This is a genomic window from Amycolatopsis sp. MEPSY49, assembly GCF_051337345.1.
Classification (GTDB): domain Bacteria; phylum Actinomycetota; class Actinomycetes; order Mycobacteriales; family Pseudonocardiaceae; genus Amycolatopsis.
On record NZ_JBDLYJ010000003.1, the window covers coordinates 1,016,616 to 1,034,930 of the forward strand.

The following is an 18,315-nucleotide window of genomic DNA, read 5'->3' on the forward strand; positions in this document are numbered from 1 at the left end:
CCTCACGCCGTACATGTGCTGCACCTGCCAGTTCTGCTGCCGCGATCCCTATCCTGGGCCGTGGAGCGGGAAACCGCACTCGACCGGCGGCTGCGACTGCGGCTGTGACGGGTGTTGCGACTGCTGCTCCTGTTGCGACTGCAGCTGCTGAAGGGGGAGCGGGATGACGATGGACGACCTGCACGACCGGGGCCGCGAGAACTTCGCCGAGCTGGTCGAAGACGGCACGAAGCGGCTCGACGCGCTGTTCGCCACCGTCCCCGCGCTGGGCGAGCTGGCCGTCGGGACCGTCTACGGCCACCTGCACGAACGTCCCGCGCTCGACAGCCGGACCCGCGAAGCCGCTACGCTGGCCACGATCGTCGCGGCGGGGATGGTGGGGCCGCCGCTGAGCGTCCACCTCCGCACCGGCCTCGCTTCAGGGCTGGCGCCGGCCGAGGTCTGCGAAGTCGTCGTCCAGACGGCCGCGTTCGCGGGCTTCCCTCGCGCGGTTTCGGCCGCCGACCAGCTGAACCTTCTCTTCGAAGGCCACGGCCTGCCGATCCCGCCGCCGCCCGCCCCGCGCGAAGTCGTGCTGGCCTACCTCGGGGAGCCCGCCGCGGAAGTGACCGAGGTGCTGGCGGAGTTCCCGCGCACCGAGGTCCAGGCGACCGGGCCGGACCGGGTGCTGGTTTCGTGCTTCGGAGACGACGCCGTGCCCGGTGCCGTCCTGCACTGCGCCGTGACCGGAGGCGAAGTCACCTCCGTCACGGTGTTCCGCCCCCGCTGACCAGGCCCGACGGAAATTGTCGGTGGGTCGGCTTACTCTGGTCGACGTGGCTTTCGCAACCGAACACCCCGTGCTCGCCCAGTCCGACTTCCGCCCGGTCTCGGAGATCCCCCGGACCGGCGGCCGCTTCGAGGTGGTCAGTGACTACCAGCCCGCCGGTGACCAGCCGGCGGCCATCGACGAGCTCGAACGCCGGGTCAAGGCGGGCGAAAAAGACATCGTGCTGCTGGGCGCCACCGGTACCGGCAAGTCGGCGACCACGGCGTGGCTGATCGAGCGCGTCCAGCGGCCGACGCTGGTGATGGCGCCGAACAAGACCCTCGCCGCGCAGCTGGCCAACGAGCTGCGCGAGCTGTTCCCGAACAACGCGGTCGAGTACTTCGTCAGCTACTACGACTACTACCAGCCCGAGGCGTACATCGCGCAGACGGACACCTACATCGAGAAGGACTCGTCGATCAACGACGACGTCGAGCGGCTGCGGCACTCGGCGACGATGAACCTGCTCTCGCGGCGGGACGTCATCGTGGTCGCCAGTGTCTCGTGCATCTACGGCCTGGGCACGCCGCAGTCGTACCTCGACCGGTCGTCGAAACTGGCGGTCGGCATGCAGCTCGACCGGGACGTCTTCCTGCGCGCGCTGGTGGACGTGCAGTACACGCGCAACGACGTCGCGTTCGCACGCGGCACGTTCCGCGCGCGCGGCGACACGGTGGAGATCATCCCGGCGTACGAGGAGCTGGCGATCCGCGTCGAGTTCTTCGGCGACGAGGTCGAGAAGCTCTACTACCTGCACCCGCTGACCGGCGACATCGTCAAGGAGGTCGACGAGGTCCGGATCTTCCCGGCGACGCACTACGTCGCGGGCCCGGAGCGGATGGAAAAGGCTATCCAGGGCATCGAAAAGGAGCTCGAGGAACGCCTGGCGGAGCTGGAGAAGCAGGGCAAGCTGCTGGAGGCGCAGCGGCTGCGGATGCGCACGGCCTACGACATCGAGATGATGCGGCAGGTCGGGTTCTGCTCCGGCATCGAGAACTACTCGCGGCACATCGACGGCCGCGGGCCGGGCACCGCGCCGGCGACGCTGATCGACTACTTCCCGGACGACTTCCTGCTGGTGATCGACGAGTCGCACCAGACGGTCCCGCAGATCGGCGGCATGTACGAGGGTGACATGTCCCGGAAGCGGAACCTGGTGGAGTACGGCTTCCGGTTGCCGAGCGCGGTCGACAACCGGCCGCTGACCTGGGAGGAGTTCTCCGACCGGATCGGGCAGACGGTGTATCTGTCGGCGACGCCGGGGCCGTACGAGATGGGCCAGGCGGGCGGCGAGTTCGTCGAGCAGGTCATCCGGCCGACGGGCCTGGTCGACCCGAAGGTGGTCGTCAAGCCGACCGAGGGCCAGATCGACGACCTGGTCCACGAGATCCGCGAGCGCGCGGACAAGGACGAGCGCGTCCTGGTGACCACGCTGACGAAGAAGATGGCCGAGGACCTGACCGACTACCTGCTGGAGCTGGGCATCCGGGTGCGCTACCTGCACTCGGAGGTCGACACGCTGCGGCGGGTGGAGCTGCTGCGGCAGCTGCGGGCGGGCGACTTCGACGTGCTGGTCGGCATCAACCTGCTGCGCGAGGGCCTCGACCTGCCGGAAGTGTCGCTGGTGGCGATCCTCGACGCGGACAAGGAGGGCTTCCTCCGCAGCGGGACGTCGCTGATCCAGACGATCGGCCGCGCGGCGCGAAACGTGTCGGGCGAGGTCCACATGTACGCGGACAAGATCACCGATTCCATGCAGCACGCGATCGACGAGACGGACCGCCGCCGCGAGAAGCAGGTCGCCTACAACGTCGAGCGAGGGGTCGATCCGCAGCCGCTGCGGAAGAAGATCGCGGACATCCTCGACCGGGTGTACAGCGAGGCGGAGGACACCGAGCAGGTCTCGGTGGGCGGCTCGGGCCGCAACTCCTCGCGCGGCAAGAAGCCCGAGCAGGGCGACCGCGTGCGCAGCTCGGGGATGCTGGTGGACAAGGACGTCTCGGCGATGCCGCGGGCCCAGCTGGCGGACCTGATCCAGCAGATGACCGACCAGATGATGCAGGCGGCCCGCGACCTCCAGTTCGAACTGGCGGCGCGGCTGCGCGACGAGATTTCGGACCTGAAGAAGGAGCTGAGGGGCATGGACGCGGCCGGCATCAAGTAGGCGGCCGTCCGGCAAGAGCAGACAGTGGAATCATTACACCATCGCCGGTACCATTACACCATGGCGATGAACATCAAGGATCCGGAAACCGAGCGCCTGGCCGCCGAAGTCGCCGAGTTGACGGGCGACACCAAGACGGGTGCGGTGCGCACTGCCCTGCGCGAATTGAGGGCCAAGCTGGTCGCGGACAGGGAGACGCCCGAGGAGCGGCTGGAACGGATGCGTCGCTTCCTGGAGGACGAGGTCTGGTCCCAGCTGCCCGCGGACCAGCTGGGAGTGCCGATCACCAAGGAAGAGCAGGAAGAGATTCTCGGTTTTGGACCGGAGGGCGTGTGATCATCGATTCATCGGCCATCATCGCGATGATCAACCGCGAGCCGGAGAGCGGCGCCCTCGCACGGGCGCTGGTCGCGGATCCGGAGCCCAAGATCGGTGCGCCGACGAGGGCGGAGGCAGGGATCGTCCTGATGGCGAAGTTCGGAATGCGGGGCAAGAGCCTGTTCGAGCGGTTCCTGCAGGAGTGGGGCGTGGTCACCATTCCGTTCGATCATCGCCACGCCGAAGTCGCCATCGAGGCATTCCACCGGTTCGGGAAGGGCAGGCACTCGGCGAAACTCAATCTGGGCGACTGTCACTGTTATGCCACGGCCAAGATCGCGCGGGAACCGTTGCTGTGCATCGGGGACGACTTCCCCCAGACCGACCTCGAGCTGGTGAAGCTCGAGTCGTGAACATCGAAGCCGTCGTCGCCCACTGCCTCGGCAAGGCCGGTGCCGAGGAGACCTAGAAGCCGCCGAGGTCCCGGAACGGCACCCGGATGCCGTCACCGTCATCGACGCTTCCTACGACGACGTCGTGCGCCGGCTGCCGAAGGGGAAACGGCCCTAGCCCGGCGCCGGTGCTTCGGAATCCGGTTGCAGCATCCCGAAAATGTTGCCCTCGGTGTCCGTGCAGTACGCCAGCCACCCCACGCCCGGCACCGAATTCTTCGGCAGCGCCAGCGAACCGCCCGCGTCGTTCACCGAAGCCAGCGCCGCGTCGAGGTCTGTCACCGCGATCGTGTTCACGTACCCGTGCACCGGGGCCGATTCCGCCGGCGGCGGGCCGACGCGCGGGACCAGGCCGCCGTCGATGCCGTTGCCTTCTCCGGTGGAAATCACCCAGTAGGGCGCCTCGCCCCAGCGTTCGAACTTCCAGCCGAACACCGCCGAATAGAACGCCACCGCGCGTTCGGGTTCGCCCGCGTGGATCTCGAAGTGGACGGGACGAGGCATGCGCGCCTCCTCGGGCCGGGCCGGCAACGGTGCCGTGAGACTACGCCCGGCCCGGGGAAACTCACAGCGGTGGCCGCGCCGAAAGGGTGAGGTCCGCGTCGAAGTCGGGGAACCCGGCCGGGGCGCTGCGGGCCGTCAACGACGCCGTCGCGGGCAGGCCGGCCCAGCGCCGGACCGTCGCGGTCGCCGCCGCCGCGTCCGCCGGGGGCAGCTGGGCGATCTTCGACCCGTGGTTGCCGCCCGGCACGTAGTAGCGGTACGAATCCCGGCTGCCGAAGCCCAGCTCGAACGGCTCCGCGCCCCACGGGTCGTTCGAGCCGTACACGAACAGCAGCCGCGTGCCGCGGGACTTCACCCAGAAGTCGATGTCGGGCATCGCCAGGTAGTCGAACCGCGGCAGCCGGATCGATGCCGGCACGAACGTCTTCGGCTGGTCCGCGCCCGGGTAGCGCAGCAGGTCGCGCAGGTAGCCGTCGTACGCCTCGGGCGAACCCAGCTGGACCGCCGCCTGGTAGTAGTACGGGATGTACGGCGCCAGGTCCTGGTCGGAGTACGTGTTGAGGCTCTCGACCTTCTCGTACCAGGCGTAGACGTCGGCCGCGGGCGCGCCCGGCGCCGGCACCGTCGCGCAGTCCGCCTGCTTCTGGTACTGCCAGAACGCGAAGTACGAGTCGATCACCGAGATCTCGAGGGACTTGTCGGCCGAGCCGACGATCGAGAACGTCAACCCCCGGCGAGCCGCGTCCGCCGCGGCGATCACGCCCAGCTCGTCACGCCGCTTCAGCGCGTCCCGCTGGATCGCCTTCAACGCGTCGCGGCACGCGGGGTCGTTGCCGACGCGGGAAAGGAACCGGTTGTAGACGTCGACCGGGTCGATGACGTCGTTCGGCGCGACGTAGGGGATCGTCGCGTCGACGTCGTCGGGGAAGAAGCGCCGGAAGTACGTCGCCGTCATGCCGCCCTTGCTGCCGCCGGTGGCCAGCCACTTGCCCGGGTAGATCGCCTTGAACGCCTGCACCGCGCGGTGCTCGTCCGCGGCGGCCTGCCAGATCGTCAGCTGCTTCGCCCAGTTTTCCGGCTGGGGCCGCGACGGCGTGAAGTACCGGTACTCCATCGAAAGCTGGTTGCCGTCGACGATCTGCGTCGGCTCCGACCGGTTCGGCGTGGTGCTGACGTTGTAGCCGCTGGTGAAGGCGACCGTCGGGGCGGCGAAGTCGCGGTGCAGCAGGGTGAACCGCTGCTGGAACGTGCCCGCGCCGGGGTGGCGGTGGTCGGCCGGCTGGGTGAACGTCAGCTCGAAGAACCGGTAGCCGGCCGGGGCGGGGTCTTCCTTGACGACCGTCAGCCCCGGGATCCGCGCCAGCGCGGTCTCGATGTCGGGCGCCGCGCTCGCGGCGGGCGCCACGCCCACCGCCATCAGCACGGCCGCCACGGCGGTGAAAAGTCTGCGCATGGAGCACCCTCCCCGGCTCGATCCCACGTGGGACCCTCACAGAACCGGGCGCGGTCGGCAATCGGCTGTCCGGGCGCAGAATCGGTCAGGTTCCGACTTTCGTCGGGTGGCGCGCGCGTCCTCAACCGTGCGCAACCGCGGGCACCGTGCGAGTTGTCCGGGTGATCAGCGCCACGTTACGGTCCGAATCCGTAGGCACCGGCATCGAGCGAGGGGTCCGCCATGAAGGTTTCCGACTGCCCTACGACGCAGGTCGAAGTCCGCATCGAAGCGCGGCCGGCCGAGGTCTGGTCCTGGCTGCTGGACGTCGACCTGCCGGCCCGGTTCTCGAACGAGTTCCAGGGCGGCGGCTGGGTCGACGGCGCCGAACCCGGCCTGGGCGCGCAGTTCCGCGGCCGCAACTCCCACCCGGTCGCCGGGGAGTGGGAGACGGTCTCGACCGTCACCGGCTACGAGCCCGAGCGGCTGTTCGCGTGGGCCGTGATGGACGTGACGAACCCGGCCGCGTCGTGGAAGTTCGAGCTCATCCCTGACCGCGACGGCACGATCCTGCGCCAGTGGGCCCAGATCGGCCCCGGCCCGTCCAACCTGACGGCGATCATCGGCTCGATGCCCGAGCACGAGGAGGAGATCGTCGCGATGCGCCTCGGCGAGCTGCAGGGCAACATGCAGAAGACGGTCGAGGGCATCAAGTCCCTCGCCGAGAGCGGCGTCCGCGCCGCCTAGCCGAGCACTCCGTCCACATAGGACTTGACGGCGGCGAGTGCCGCCGGGGCCCGCCACAGCCGTTCCACCTCGGGGTCGTCGCTGTGGCGGTACTCGGCGATCCGCTCGTGGAAGGGCTGGCGGATCTGGGCCTTGGTGTGCGCGAACGGCTCCGCGGGCAGCTTGCCCAGCCGGTCCGCGACGGCGAGCGCCCGCTCGAGGGCGTTGTCCGCCAGCTCGTCGACCAGGCCGCGGGCCAGCGCGTCCGCACCGTCGTACGTCGAACCCGAGTAGGTGAGCGACGGCAGTGGTGCGGTGCCGTACGCGCAGCGCAGGATTTCCAGGGCGGCCAACGGGAACGGCACCCCGACGAGCAGCTCGGTCACGCCGATGGTGCCCGCGCCGAGCACGCGGTGGTCGCACGCCGCGGCGAGCACCGCGCCGCCGGCGATGGCGTGCCCGTTCAGCGCGGCGACCACCGGCCGCGGGCAGCCGAACACGGCGAGCAGGGCGTCGGACAGCAGCGGCAGGAACTCCGACACGTAGGCCGCGCCGCCGTCGTGGATCCGCTTGAGGTCGACGCCCGCGGAGAAGATCCGGCCGGTGCCGGTGAGCACGACCGCGCGGGCCTCCGACACCTCCTCCATCCGGAGCACGAGTTCGCGGCACGAGGAGGTGTCGAGCGTGTTGGCCTTGCCGTGGTCGATCCGCAGCACGGCGACGTCGTGGTGGCGTTCCAGGGTGATCGGCACGGCCAGACCGTACCCCGGCGCGGCCGCCCGCTCAGGTTTTACCGCTCAACCGGACGACGCCGAAACAGTTCCGCCGCGCCAGCTCGGTGACCTCGTCCAGGGTCGGCAGCCGGCCGGCCGGGAACTTCAGGCCGATCTCGCGCCCGGCCCGGCGCAGGCCCAGCATCGGCGTGGTCCGGCCGGCGAACGCGAGCAGCATGAACTCGCGGACGCCGCGGCCGAGCGGACTGGGCAGCACCCGCCGCAGCACCACGTTGAGCGTCTTCACCAGCGGAGCGGGCGGCTGGTGCCGGTGAGGCTTATTCAGCCGTCGGCCGCCGCATGACTTCGCCCTGGGCCGCGGTTGGCGGGCGGGGTGCGGCGGCCTGGCCAGAATAAGCCTCATTCCACGGTCGACATTTCCGCAGCGTACGCCCGCCGCGGGCGTCAGCTGGTGATGTCTTTTTGAGCGAACCGCCGCCCGGCGTACAGGAAGAACACGGTCCCGTAGATCACCGCCGAGAGCAGGCCGCTCGCGAGGTTGGTCCAGTCGACGTCCGTCGAGATCAGGTCCATCCACGAGAACGCGTAGTGCGTCGGCAGGTAGTTCCGAAGCCCTTCCAGCGCCGTGATCTGGTCCAGGATCTGCGACAGGATCGCCACCAGCACCGCGCCGCCGACCGCGCCGAGCGGGGCGTCGGTCGACACGCTCAGCGCCAGCGCCAGCCCGGCCACCCACGCCAGCTGCAGGATGATGTACCCGGTGGACAGTGCGATGGCCAGCAGGCTGTCGCCGAAGGACACCGCGTCCCCCGTCGGGCTGATCGCGTCGCCCGCGCCGTACCAGAGCACGCCCACACCGAGCGACACCAACGGCAGCAGCACCAGCGCGAACGCCGAGAGCAGCCCCGAGACGATCGCCTTCTGCCGCAGCACCCGCTGGCGCGGCACCGGCACGGCCAGCAGGTACTTCAGGCTCGACCACGAGGCCTCGCTCGCGATCGTGTCGCCGAAGAACAGCGCCACGATCATCGGCAGCAGGAACGTCCCGGACACGAACAGCGCCAGCACGACGAAGTTCGGCGCCGACGCCGTGGCCAGGTCGACGAACCCGCCGCTGCGCCGGTTCGGGTTCGACTGCCCCAGCTCGAACGCGATCACCAGGATGAACGGCAGGATCGCGACGAACCCGAGCAGGAACTGCGTGCGCCGCCGCTTGAGCTGGCGCCGCAGCTCGACGCCGAGCCGCAGCGTCCGCCGGGCGCTGTAGCCCTCGACGGCGCCGTCCGCTCCGACGCCGGCGTGTTCGGCCGAAGCGACGTCGCTCAGCTCGTCGAGCGCGTGCGGATCGGTGTGGACACCCTCACTCACGACTCTTCTCCGACCAGTTGCAGGAACGCGTCTTCGAGCCGGCGCCGGGGCCCGGCCTGCTCCACCGCGACGCCGGCGCGGACCAGCACCGCCACGGCCTTGGCGCGCGGCAGTCCGTCGAGATCGGCGTGCACGAGGTCGCCCTCGACGTCGACCGAGGTGACCCCGCCCTCGGCCTTGAGCGCCGCGGCGGCCGCCGCCGGGTCGTCGACCCGGAACGTCGCTTCGCCGCCCGCCGCGGCCAGCTCGCCGACCTCGCCCGAGGCGACCAGCGAACCGCGGTGCATCACCACGACGTGCGTGCAGGTCTGCTCGACCTCGGCCAGCAGGTGGCTGGACACCACCACCGTGCGGCCGGTCGCGGCGTACCGCTTCAGCACCTCGCGCATCTGGTGGATCTGGGGCGGGTCGAGCCCGTTGGTCGGTTCGTCGAGCACCATGAGCTCCGGCAGGCCGAGCATCGCCTGCGCGATCGCCAGCCGCTGCCGCATGCCCTGGCTGTAGGTCCGCACCCGGCGGTCGACGGCCGTGCCGAGCCCGGCGATCTCCAGCGCTTCGGCGAAGTGCGCCTTCTCGGCGGGCCGCCCGGTCGACGCCCAGTACAGCTCGAGGTTCGCCCGGCCGGACAGGTGCGGCAGGAACCCGGACCCCTCGACGAACGAACCGATCCGCGAGAGCACCGGCGCGCCGGGGGCGATCTTGTGGCCGAACACGCGGATGCTGCCCTCGGTCGGCGTGATCAGGCCCATCAGCATCCGCAGGGTGGTCGTCTTGCCCGCGCCGTTCGGCCCGAGCAGGCCCAGCACCTGGCCCGGCTCAACGCGGAAGGAGAGGTCCTTCACCGCGACGAAGCCGCCCGCGTACTGCTTGCGCAATCCTTCGATGACCAGCGGTGTGGTGGCGAGCGCCGGGTCGACGTCGGTGGCCCGGCGGCGGCGAAGCGCCGCGAAGAGCACCGCGGCCAGGCCGATCGCCAGCGTCACGGCGATGCCGACCAGCTGCCCGACCGGCGCCGGCGAGCCGACGGACGTCCCGGGGACGACCGGCACGGCCAGCGCGGTGCCACCGGCCAGCGCGACCCGGAACACCGCGGGCGCGGCCGGGGCGGCGAAGGCCTGGTCGGTCGTGCCGACGACCAGCCGCAGCGAGTGCCCGCCCTCGATCGGCCGGACGATGCCCGGCAGCGTCACGGTGACCTCGACCGGCGTGCCGTCGGCGGGCAGCCCGCTCACCCGGAACGGCGCGATCGCGTTCGCCGGCAGCACGCGGGAGCCGTCCTGGCCGACGTCGTAGAGCTTCGCGAACAGCACCGCGTCCGGCTGCGGGTGCGCCGGGTCCGCGGCGACCTGCAGCCGCACGGTCGACGAGCCGCTGACGACGACCTGCCCGTCGACCGGCGCGGTGGTGAACTGCGCGGCCTGGCCCGGCGGGTCGTTGCTGAACAGCGCGCCCAGCCTCGACGTGCTGCTCGCGACGCCGTTGAGGCCGGGGATCCCGCTCACCGCCGAGGGGTTCGCCCCGGCCGGGCGCACGATCGACTGCGCGGGCCCGGACATCGCGAGCATCCGCCGCTCGGTCGCCGGGCCGGTGAGCCCGGGGTAGGCGGCCGCGTTGACCGTGCGGACCGACGGCGTCCCGTTGGCGCGCAACGTGCCCTGGACGTCGTAGCTGAATCCGGTGCCGGGGTCGCCGCCGTTGACCGCGCTCCACAGGAAGTCGCCGATCTTGGCGCGCAGCTGCGGTCCGGGCTTGCCGCCGTCGTGGCCGCCGGTGTACCAGATCGTCTTGACCTTGCCGCCCGCCGCGGTGATCTGCCGCGCGGTGGCGTCGGACTGGTCGAGGCCGAACAGCGTGTCGCTTTCGCCCTGCACCAGCAGCGTCGGCACGGTGATCTTGCCCGTCACGGACGCGGGGGCGACGCGGCGCAGCAGGTCGACGCTCGCCTGGCTCGCCTGCCCGGTGGTGCCGAGCTCGGTGTAGGCGCGGCAGACGGCGGCGGTGAAGCGGCCGCACGGGTCGGCCGGTCCGCTCGGGCGCCCGCCGCCGGCACCCGGGGGCACGGCGGGGACGGCGGCCGCGGCGGCGGTCCCGGCGGCGCCGGCGGACCCGGTGTCGGTCTCCTGCCCGGCTTCGGGGGCTTCGGCCGACGGCGAACCGCTCGCCGCGGCACCCGAACCCGCCGAGAAGAAGATGCCGGCCCAGCTCTTCTTGAACACGCCGTCGGTGGCGAACGCGCCGGCCGCCGGCGTGCCCGACGCCGTCCGGGCGGGCGTGGCCGCGTTCGGGACCAGGCCCTGCGCGAGGTCGTTGTAGGTGATCACCGGGGCGATCGCGTCGACCCGCCGGTCCGTGCCGGCCAGCAGGAGCGACAGCGCGCCGCCGTAGGACGCGCCGGTGACGGCCACCTTCGGGTCGCCGTTCGCGTCGAGTGTCACCTGGTGCTGCGCGACGAGCCGGTCGATCAGGCGGCTCGCGTCGGCGACCTCGCCGTCCGGGTCGTTGAGCCCGATCTTGCCGGTGCTCTTGCCGAACCCGCGCGCGGACCACGTCATGACGACGAAGCCCTTCCGCGCGAGTTCGCGGGCGTCGTCGGCGACGCTGGTCTTGTCCCCGCCGAAGCCGTGCGCGAGCAGCACCGCGGGCGCGGGCACGGTGGCGGGCAGGTAGGTGGTCGTGTCGATCTTGACCTGCTCCGCCGAGCCGGGGGCGGCGGGCAGGTCGATCAGCGCGTCCTGCGTGGGCACCGCGGCCGGCGCGGCGGGCCGCGTGATCCAGAAGACCGCGCCGGCGGCCAGGACCACGACGACGGCGGCGAGCGCGGTGAGGCGGGCTCCGCGGGTGCGCGGGAGCGGGAGTCGGGGCACGGGAGAAACCTATTTGAGCTTTGCTGAGAGTGTCGCCCGGACCTCACGTCGATCACACGTCCGGGACCGCCCGGTGGACCCGGGTGACCGGAATTACGGGACCAACCTGGTGACGTGCGCGACCCCGGCTGGCGCTCGGGCGGGGGGAACCGGCAAACTGGACGCGCTGTGAGGGGAGTATTCCTTCGCGGCGGTGTCGTCAGCACGGTGGCCCTGCGCCCCCGGCACCGTCGGCCGGTGTTCGTCACCGGCGGGAGAGACCTCCGGTTAGTTGCTGCTGCGCACTATCCGGAGGTTCTGGTTCCATGACTGTCCCCCTGTGGCTGTGGATCGCCACGATCGGTGGCCTGCTCGCGCTGATCGCGCTGGACCTGGTCATCGTCGATCGCAAGCCGCACGAAGTGACCACGGGGGAAGCCGCTCGCTGGGTGATCTTCTACATCTCCTGCGCGATCCTCTTCGGCGCCGGCGTGTGGTTCTTCGCCGGGCACGACCCGGGCGTCGAGTTCTTCACCGGGTACATCACCGAGTACTCGCTGAGCGTCGACAACCTGTTCATCTTCATGATCATCATGGCGTCGTTCAAGGTGCCCGCCATCCACCAGCACCGCGTGCTGCTGGTCGGCATCCTGCTCGCGCTCGCCATGCGCAGCGTCTTCATCGCGATCGGCGCGGCGCTCATCGAGCAGTTCGTCTGGGTGTTCTTCCTCTTCGGCGCGGTGCTCGTCTGGACGGCGATCAGCATGCTGCGCGGCAAGGGCGAGGACGAGGAGTACCACGAGAACGCGCTCACCCGGCAGGTCCGCAAGATCGCGCCGGTGACCGACGACTACCACGGCCACCACTACACGGTGAAGCTCAACGGCAAGCGGATGATCACGCCGATGCTGCTGGTGATCGTGGCGATCGGCTCGGCCGACCTGCTCTTCGCGGTCGACTCGATCCCGGCGATCTTCGGCATCACGCAGGAGGCGTTCCTCGTCTTCACCGCCAACGCCTTCGCGCTGATGGGCCTGCGGCAGCTGTACTTCCTGCTCGGCGGCCTGGTGACGAAGCTGGTCTACCTCACCTACGGCCTCGCGGTGATCCTCGCGTTCATCGGCGCGAAGCTGTTCCTGCACGCCCTGCACGAGTACCACGTCGTGCCGGACTGGCTGGACATCAACAACTGGGTCTCCCTCGGGGTGATCATCGTCGTGCTGTCCGTGACCACGGTGGCCAGCCTGGCGAAGGCCCGGCGTGACGAACGCAAGCAGGTCGCCGCGTAAGACCCGACCTTAGGTCGTTCGCAGGGCTAAGGATTTCGGGTACGGTCGGGGACGTGCGTCCTGCCGACATCGAAGCCCTCGTCGCCCCCGGCCGTCCCGCGCTGCGCGGGAACCTGCTGCTCACCGCGTTGAAGAAGCCCGACCTCGAGACGAACGCCGCGCACAGTGCGCTGCGCCGCGTCTCGCTCGACGGCGGTGAGTCCGCGTGGACGCACGGTCCGCGCGACTCGGCGCCCGCGATCTCCCCGGACGGGCGCTGGGTGGCGTTCCTCCGCGCGGGGGAGGGCAAGGGAGCCGAGGGCAGCCCGCAGCTGCACGTCATGCCGGCCGACGGCGGTGACGCGCGGCGGGTGACGTCGCTGCACCTCGGCGCCGGCGAGCCGGTGTGGGCGCCGGACTCGCGGCGGATCGCCTTCACCGCGCGCGTGCCCGAGCCCGGCCGCTACGGAACCGAAGACGCCGACGGCGAGACGCCGGAGCCGGCCGCCGAGGCCCCGCGCCGGATCACGCGCATGGACTACCGCATCGACGACATCGGCTTCCTGCGCGACCGCATGCAGCGGCTGTTCGTCGTCGACGCGCTGGACGAAGCGGCGCCGGACCCGGAGCCGCTGACCGGTGACGGCTTCGACGTGACCGGCCCGGTCTGGACGCCGGACGGCACCCGCGTGGTCTTCACCGCGCCGCCGGACTGGGGTGCGGCCGAGAGCGACCACCGCGACGTCTGCGCGATCTCCGCGTCCGGCGGCGAGCCCGAAGTTCTCGTGCGGGGCGTGGGTTACTGCGAGCGTCCGGCGTTCGCCGCCGACGGCACGCTGTTCTACTTCGGACAGTCGTTCGACGAGCACCGCGAAGCCGCGATGACCGGGCTGTACGCGGCGACGCCCGAGTTCGGTGCCGGCCCGGTGAAGGCGCGCCGGCTCACCGACATCGAGACGGTCGACTGCGAGGCGTCGGCGGGACCGCCGGCCCCGCGCGAGGGCGACGTGCTGGTGGCCGTCCGCAACCGCGGCGCGGTGGAGCTGCGCGCGGTGCCCTTCGCCGCCGCGGACGCCCCGCTGGCCGACCTGCCGGTGGTCTACGCGGACCGCACGGCCCTGCGGTCGTTCACGCTCGACGGCGCGGTACTGGCGGCGGTGATCGCGACGCCGTCGACCTCGGGTGAGGTCGCGCTGCTCGGCGACGGCGAGCCAAGGGTGCTCACCGACTACTCGAAGCCGTTGCGCGACAAGGGCATCCGGCCGATGATCGAGCTGGAGACCACGGCGCCGGACGGCTACCCCGTGCACGGCTGGCTGGTGCTGCCCGAGGGCGAGGGCCCGCACCCGGTGCTGCGCGTGGTGCACGGCGGCCCGTTCACCCAGCAGGACTGGGCGGTGTTCGACGAGGCCCAGGTGTACGCGGCCGCGGGCTACGCGGTGGTGCTCGGCAACCCGCGCGGGTCGGCGGGCTACGGCCAGGCCCACGGCCACTCAATCACGGAGGCCTTCGGCACGGTCGACGTCGACGACGTCCTGGCGCTGCTGGACAAGGCCCTCGAGCGGCCGGACCTGGACGCTTCCCGCGTCGGCATCATGGGCGGTTCGTACGGCGGGTTCATGACGAGCTGGCTGGCGGCCCACCACGGCGAGCGCTTCAAGGCGGCGTGGAGCGAGCGCGCGGTCAACGCGTGGGACTCGATGGTCGGCAGCTCCGACATCGGCTACTTCTTCGTCGACGCGTACATCGGTACTTCGCCGGAAGTGCAGCGCGAGAAGTCGCCGCTTTCGTACGCGGCGCAGATCAAGATCCCGTTCGCGGTGGTGCATTCGGAGCAGGACTGGCGCTGCCCGCTGGAGCAGGCGCAGCGGATGTTCGTCGCGCTGCGGCGCGCGGGCGCGCCGGCGGAGCTGCTGCTGTTCCCGGGCGAGGGCCACGAGCTGTCCCGCTCCGGCCGGCCCCGGCACCGCGTCCAGCGTTTCGAGGCGATCCTCGAGTGGTGGGGCCGGCACCTGTAGCTTGTGTCGCCGCCGGGCGCCTGCGAACGTCTTCCCATGACGGTGCCCGAGGTGGACTTCGAGCTCGAGACGTGGCGGATGGTGCTGTTCCGGGCGGGCCCGCGCGCCGGCGAGATCTCCGAGGAGATGGCGCGGGAGCTGCGGGCCCGGCACCTGTCGTCCGCGCGGCAGCAACAGGCGGCGGGAACGCTGCTGTTCGCCGGCGCGGTGCCGGAGCCGTCGGCGGCGCTGCCGGTGACGGGGGTGGCCTTCTTCCGGACGTCGGAGGCGGAGACGCGGGCGATCCTGGACGCCGATCCGGCCGAGCAGGCGGGGTTGATCGCGTCGGAGATCGTCGGGTTCGTGTGCCCGCGAGGCACCCTTGGCTGACGGGCTGGTCTGCTTCGACGTCGACGGCACGCTGGTCCCCGGCACGAGTTCGTGCGCCTGGGTGGCCGCGGTGCTGGGCCACGAAGCCGAGCTCGTCGCGGCCGAGGCGGCGTACGGCGCGGGCCGGATGACGAACCAGGAAGCGTCGGTGATCGACGCCCGCGGCTGGGCCGGGCACACCGAGGCCGAGATCGAGGCCCGGCTGGAGACCTTGCCGCTGGTCGACGGGATCGCCGAGACGGTGACGTGGTGCCGGGAGCGCGACCTGCGCCCGATCCTGACGACGCTCGCGTGGACGCCGGTCGGGCGGATGCTCGCCGGGCGGTTCGGGTTCGCCGCGTACTGCGGGCCGGTCCCCGCGGTGGCCGGCGGCCGCTACACCGGCGACGTCGCGGAACACCTGGACGAGTACGGCAAGCGGGACTTCGCGCTGTCACAGGGCTTCGCGCCGGAGCGGTGCGTCGCGGTGGGGGACAGCCGGTCGGATCTGCCGCTCTTCGCCGCAGTCGGGATGAGCGTCGGCTTCAACGCGAGCCCGGACGCCCGTGCCGTCGCGACACACCTCGTCGACGGCGATGACCTGCGGGCGATCATCCCGCTGCTGGAGGCTCAGTTCAGCAGCGTGTAGTTCAGCTCTTCGCAGACCCGGCCGAGCGGGACGTCCAGCCCCGGGTGGTCCAGCGGCAGCAGGACGTCCGGCGCGATCGGCAGCGCCGCGCCGGCCGGCGGGTCCCACAGGCAGATCGCCGGGTCGCCCGAGTCCATCGACGACCGGTACCACAGGCCGTCCAGGTCGCTGAACGCGCCGCGGATCGCGCGGGCCCAGGCCTGGGTCAGCTTCTTCGGCCCGCTCGAGATCTCCTGCGACGCGCCCACGCGCGTCGGCCACAGGCCGGTCAGGTCGAGCAGGCGCAGCGTGCGCGTCGGGCGGACGACGACCAGGCGGGGCCCGCGCGTGCGGCGGTCGACCGTCGAGCTGGTCTGGAAGACCTCGGCGACCGACGTGCGGACCGTGAGGCCGAAGTAGAGGACCCCGTTCGCGGGGTCGGTGACCGGCGCGCCGCCGCGGCCGGGCGACTGCTGGTCGAACCGGCCGTGCGGGAGCGGGCCGGTGTAGCGGAACGAATTCCACTGCTGGGGGTGGTTGCCGTGCGCGGTGAAGATCCGCACCAGCCTGGTCGCGGGCTGGACCGTCACCACGTCACTGGCACGGTTCAGCTGCCGGACCAGGACGGATCGGGCGGGCGGCAGCGGTAGCCGGGCCATGGGTCGGGGGTGGTCCGTCCTTGTCGGTGATCTTGCTCGGGGACGCTCCAGCCTAGAACGGCGAGCCGAGCGTGGCGATGAGGCGGGCGATGTGGTCCGGGTCACCCCCGGAGAGGAGCCACTGCCGCGGGGTCGCGGGGTGCTCGTTGATGACGAGGTCCGGCTGCGGCGTGCTCATGAACGCGGCGACGACCAGCGCGGGCTGGTCGTCGGGGAGGGCCTTGAGCACGACTTCGAGGCCGGGTAGCACGCCCGAGCCGGCGAACTGCCACGCGGGGAGCCGCCAGCCGCCGTCCTTCCAGCCGGTCAGCCTGCCTTCCTTGAGGCGGTGCCGGATGCGGCTGTCGTCGACGCCGAGGACCTTGGCCGCCTCGTTGACGCTGAGCGCGCCTTCGGCGAGGACGGCGTGCGCGGCCACGGTGCGCGCGCGGAAGTCCGGTTCGCCTTCCCGGCGCGGCGAAAGGTCCAGGCCGACGTCGGTGAGCGCGGCGCGCTGGTCGGCGGAGAAGTAGTGCGACGGATCGGGGTTCGGTGGGGACAGTCTGCGCGCCGCGTCTTCGACGAGCGTGAGGAACTCGTTCGCGTCGACCTTCAGGCCCGCCTTGGCGAGGATGTTCTCCAGCGCTACAGACATGCGATCCAGCCTAACCCGAAACAGCGCGAGTGTGCGGGTTCGTGCGGTTTCTTGCCCTGTCTGTGGGTGAATTCACCAGAGATCGACACTTAACGCACATCACTCAACACGTTGAGTAGGCAACTTCCGGTCAGTCTGACGGCATCGCGTGACGATGTCCAGGCTTGACAGTGCGCTTGCGTGGCCTTACGTTCCGTGTGAGTAAACGATTTCCGCTCCGTGCTCACAGGATCCGGCGGGTTCGCGCCGGTCATGGGGGACACAGGGGGTGGGGCGTGTCTGGGGGGCCCGGCACGAGCCGGCCCCCCGGGCACGTCGCTCCACTCCCCGCGCACGGGAGCCGATCCTCGCCTCAGCGGCGCGAACTCTTCCGCTCGATCAGCGACGCTTCGAGCGTCGTGGTCGTGGCTTCGCGGCTGCTGTCCGAAATCCGCGCCAGCAGGAGCTGCGCCGCCACGCGGCCGACCTCGTACGCCGGCTGGGCGACCACCGTCAGCGGCGGGTCGATGAGCGTCGTCCAGGGGGCGTCGTCGAACGAGACGATCCCGACGTCGCGCCCCGAGTGCAGCCCGCGCGACGACAGCGCCTCCAGCACGCCGATCGCCATCGTGCTGTTCGCGACCAGCAGCGCGTCCGGCGGGGACGGCTCGTCGAGCAGCTCCAAGGCCGCCAGCCGGGCACCTTCGGCGCGGTATTCCGCCCGCCGGGCCACGACGTTCGCTTCGCCGACGACGTCGGCGTACCCGGCCAGGCGGTCGTCGGCCGTGCGGACGCCGGCCGGTCCGGTCAGGCAGCCGACGCGGCGGTAGCCGCCCGCCAGCAGGTGGCGCGTCGCTTCGGCGGCGGCGTGGCGCGTGTCGACCAGGACCTGGTCGCCCGTCTCGGCCGGCAGCGGGCGGTCGACCGCGACCAGCGGCGTGCCCTGGCGGCGCAGGCCCTCGACGTTCGTCGACCGGCCGGTCGGTGACAGCACCACGCCGGCGACCCGTTCCTGCAGCGCGACCTCGATGTAGCGGCGCTCCTTGTCCTCGTTCTCGTCGGAGTTGCAGAGCACGACCGAGTAGCCCGACCGCTGCGCGAGGTCCTCGACACCACGCGCGATGGCCGTGAAGAACGGGTTTTCGACGTCGGAGATGATCAGCGCGAGAACCGCGGTCTCCTGACGGCGCAGGTTCCGGGCCAGCCCGTTCGGGTGATACCCGAGCTCCGCGGCCGCCTCCTGCACGCGCGCGGCGAGCGTCGGGTCCACAGTGGACTTGCCGTTGAGCGCGCGCGACACGGTCGCCGTGGAGACGCCGGCCCTCGCCGCGACGTCGCTGATGGTGGCCACACGTCCTCCCTGATCACCGGTCGAGGGGGAGGATAGCGCTCTTGGTGGTCGTTTACCGTCCGCTTACCTTGCGGGGTGACG

At 71.3% G+C, this 18,315-nt stretch carries 18 protein-coding genes; 9 read left to right on the forward strand and 9 right to left on the reverse strand.

The annotated features are described in order from the left end of the window. Window positions 1–163: 163 nt before the first annotated feature. Genes ABFJ78_RS19175 through ABFJ78_RS19190 form a run of 4 tightly spaced genes read left to right on the forward strand, consistent with a single transcriptional unit; the run spans window position 164 to window position 3,703 of the window. Window positions 164–769 carry a carboxymuconolactone decarboxylase family protein gene (locus ABFJ78_RS19175; RefSeq protein WP_436387696.1) on the forward strand — a complete coding sequence of 202 codons (606 nt, stop codon included), beginning with the start codon at window positions 164–166 and terminating at the stop codon, window positions 767–769. A gap of 46 nt (window positions 770–815) precedes the next feature. Beyond that, window positions 816–2,972 carry an excinuclease ABC subunit UvrB gene (gene uvrB, locus ABFJ78_RS19180; protein WP_436387697.1) on the forward strand — a complete coding sequence of 719 codons (2,157 nt, stop codon included), beginning with the start codon at window positions 816–818 and terminating at the stop codon, window positions 2,970–2,972. Window positions 2,973–3,032: 60 nt separating this feature from the next. Further along, entirely contained in the window at window positions 3,033–3,308 is a 276-nt protein-coding gene (locus ABFJ78_RS19185) for a type II toxin-antitoxin system VapB family antitoxin (protein ID WP_436387698.1), read from the forward strand. Beyond that, a complete protein-coding gene (locus ABFJ78_RS19190; RefSeq protein WP_436387699.1) occupies window positions 3,305–3,703 on the forward strand; it encodes a type II toxin-antitoxin system VapC family toxin in 399 nt (132 codons plus the stop codon). Before ABFJ78_RS19185 ends, ABFJ78_RS19190 begins: the two co-directional genes overlap by 4 nt. A 153-nt stretch (window positions 3,704–3,856) precedes the next feature. Here the strand turns inward: ABFJ78_RS19190 and ABFJ78_RS19195 are convergent, their stop codons facing one another. Both ABFJ78_RS19195 and ABFJ78_RS19200 read right to left on the reverse strand, forming a co-directional pair. Then, window positions 3,857–4,246 (reverse strand): VOC family protein, encoded by a 390-nt coding sequence (locus tag ABFJ78_RS19195; RefSeq protein WP_436387700.1) that lies wholly within the window; start codon window positions 4,244–4,246, stop codon window positions 3,857–3,859. Window positions 4,247–4,307: 61 nt separating this feature from the next. After that, entirely contained in the window at window positions 4,308–5,699 is a 1,392-nt protein-coding gene (locus ABFJ78_RS19200; RefSeq protein ID WP_436387701.1) for a S28 family serine protease, read from the reverse strand. 222 nt (window positions 5,700–5,921) lie between these two features. Between ABFJ78_RS19200 and ABFJ78_RS19205 the strand changes: the two genes are divergently transcribed. Beyond that, window positions 5,922–6,425 carry an SRPBCC family protein gene (locus tag ABFJ78_RS19205; RefSeq protein WP_436387702.1) on the forward strand — a complete coding sequence of 168 codons (504 nt, stop codon included), beginning with the start codon at window positions 5,922–5,924 and terminating at the stop codon, window positions 6,423–6,425. On the opposite strand, the gene ABFJ78_RS19210 is transcribed toward ABFJ78_RS19205, so the two are convergent. The 4 genes from ABFJ78_RS19210 to ABFJ78_RS19225 all read right to left on the reverse strand — a co-directional run bounded on the left by ABFJ78_RS19210 (window position 6,422) and on the right by ABFJ78_RS19225 (window position 11,370). Further along, window positions 6,422–7,156 carry an enoyl-CoA hydratase/isomerase family protein gene (locus ABFJ78_RS19210; protein WP_436387703.1) on the reverse strand — a complete coding sequence of 245 codons (735 nt, stop codon included), beginning with the start codon at window positions 7,154–7,156 and terminating at the stop codon, window positions 6,422–6,424. The two genes, ABFJ78_RS19205 and ABFJ78_RS19210, sit on opposite strands and share 4 nt — an antisense overlap. Window positions 7,157–7,187: 31 nt before the next feature. Next, window positions 7,188–7,424, reverse strand: a complete 237-nt coding sequence (locus tag ABFJ78_RS19215; protein WP_436387704.1) for a hypothetical protein — start codon at window positions 7,422–7,424, stop codon at window positions 7,188–7,190. Window positions 7,425–7,582: 158 nt separating this feature from the next. After that, window positions 7,583–8,506, reverse strand: a complete 924-nt coding sequence (locus tag ABFJ78_RS19220) for an ABC transporter permease (RefSeq protein WP_436387705.1) — start codon at window positions 8,504–8,506, stop codon at window positions 7,583–7,585. Further along, window positions 8,503–11,370 (reverse strand): alpha/beta fold hydrolase, encoded by a 2,868-nt coding sequence (locus ABFJ78_RS19225; protein WP_436387706.1) that lies wholly within the window; start codon window positions 11,368–11,370, stop codon window positions 8,503–8,505. The genes ABFJ78_RS19220 and ABFJ78_RS19225 overlap by 4 nt, the downstream gene beginning before the upstream one ends. A 305-nt stretch (window positions 11,371–11,675) precedes the next feature. Between ABFJ78_RS19225 and ABFJ78_RS19230 the strand changes: the two genes are divergently transcribed. Genes ABFJ78_RS19230 through ABFJ78_RS19245 form a run of 4 tightly spaced genes read left to right on the forward strand, consistent with a single transcriptional unit; the run spans window position 11,676 to window position 15,632 of the window. Continuing rightward, window positions 11,676–12,638 (forward strand): TerC family protein, encoded by a 963-nt coding sequence (locus ABFJ78_RS19230; RefSeq protein WP_436387707.1) that lies wholly within the window; start codon window positions 11,676–11,678, stop codon window positions 12,636–12,638. 53 nt (window positions 12,639–12,691) lie between these two features. Further along, window positions 12,692–14,635: a S9 family peptidase gene (locus ABFJ78_RS19235; RefSeq protein WP_436387708.1), complete on the forward strand. Its 1,944-nt coding sequence runs from the start codon at window positions 12,692–12,694 to the stop codon at window positions 14,633–14,635. Window positions 14,636–14,671: 36 nt separating this feature from the next. Then, complete coding sequence (locus ABFJ78_RS19240) at window positions 14,672–15,004, forward strand: YciI family protein (protein ID WP_436387709.1); 333 nt, start codon at window positions 14,672–14,674, stop codon at window positions 15,002–15,004. Next, entirely contained in the window at window positions 14,997–15,632 is a 636-nt protein-coding gene (locus ABFJ78_RS19245) for an HAD family hydrolase (protein ID WP_436387710.1), read from the forward strand. Before ABFJ78_RS19240 ends, ABFJ78_RS19245 begins: the two co-directional genes overlap by 8 nt. Here ABFJ78_RS19245 and ABFJ78_RS19250 read toward each other — a convergent pair. The 3 genes from ABFJ78_RS19250 to ABFJ78_RS19260 all read right to left on the reverse strand — a co-directional run bounded on the left by ABFJ78_RS19250 (window position 15,614) and on the right by ABFJ78_RS19260 (window position 18,234). Beyond that, window positions 15,614–16,270: an RES family NAD+ phosphorylase gene (locus ABFJ78_RS19250; protein ID WP_086680664.1), complete on the reverse strand. Its 657-nt coding sequence runs from the start codon at window positions 16,268–16,270 to the stop codon at window positions 15,614–15,616. The genes ABFJ78_RS19245 and ABFJ78_RS19250 overlap by 19 nt on opposite strands. Window positions 16,271–16,322: 52 nt before the next feature. Continuing rightward, the gene (locus ABFJ78_RS19255) at window positions 16,323–16,904 is read right to left on the reverse strand and encodes a DNA-binding protein (RefSeq protein WP_372667127.1); all 582 of its coding nucleotides are present in this window, start codon (window positions 16,902–16,904) and stop codon (window positions 16,323–16,325) included. A gap of 352 nt (window positions 16,905–17,256) precedes the next feature. Next, the gene (locus ABFJ78_RS19260; protein ID WP_436387711.1) at window positions 17,257–18,234 is read right to left on the reverse strand and encodes a LacI family DNA-binding transcriptional regulator; all 978 of its coding nucleotides are present in this window, start codon (window positions 18,232–18,234) and stop codon (window positions 17,257–17,259) included. Between the last annotated feature and the right edge of the window lie 81 nt (window positions 18,235–18,315).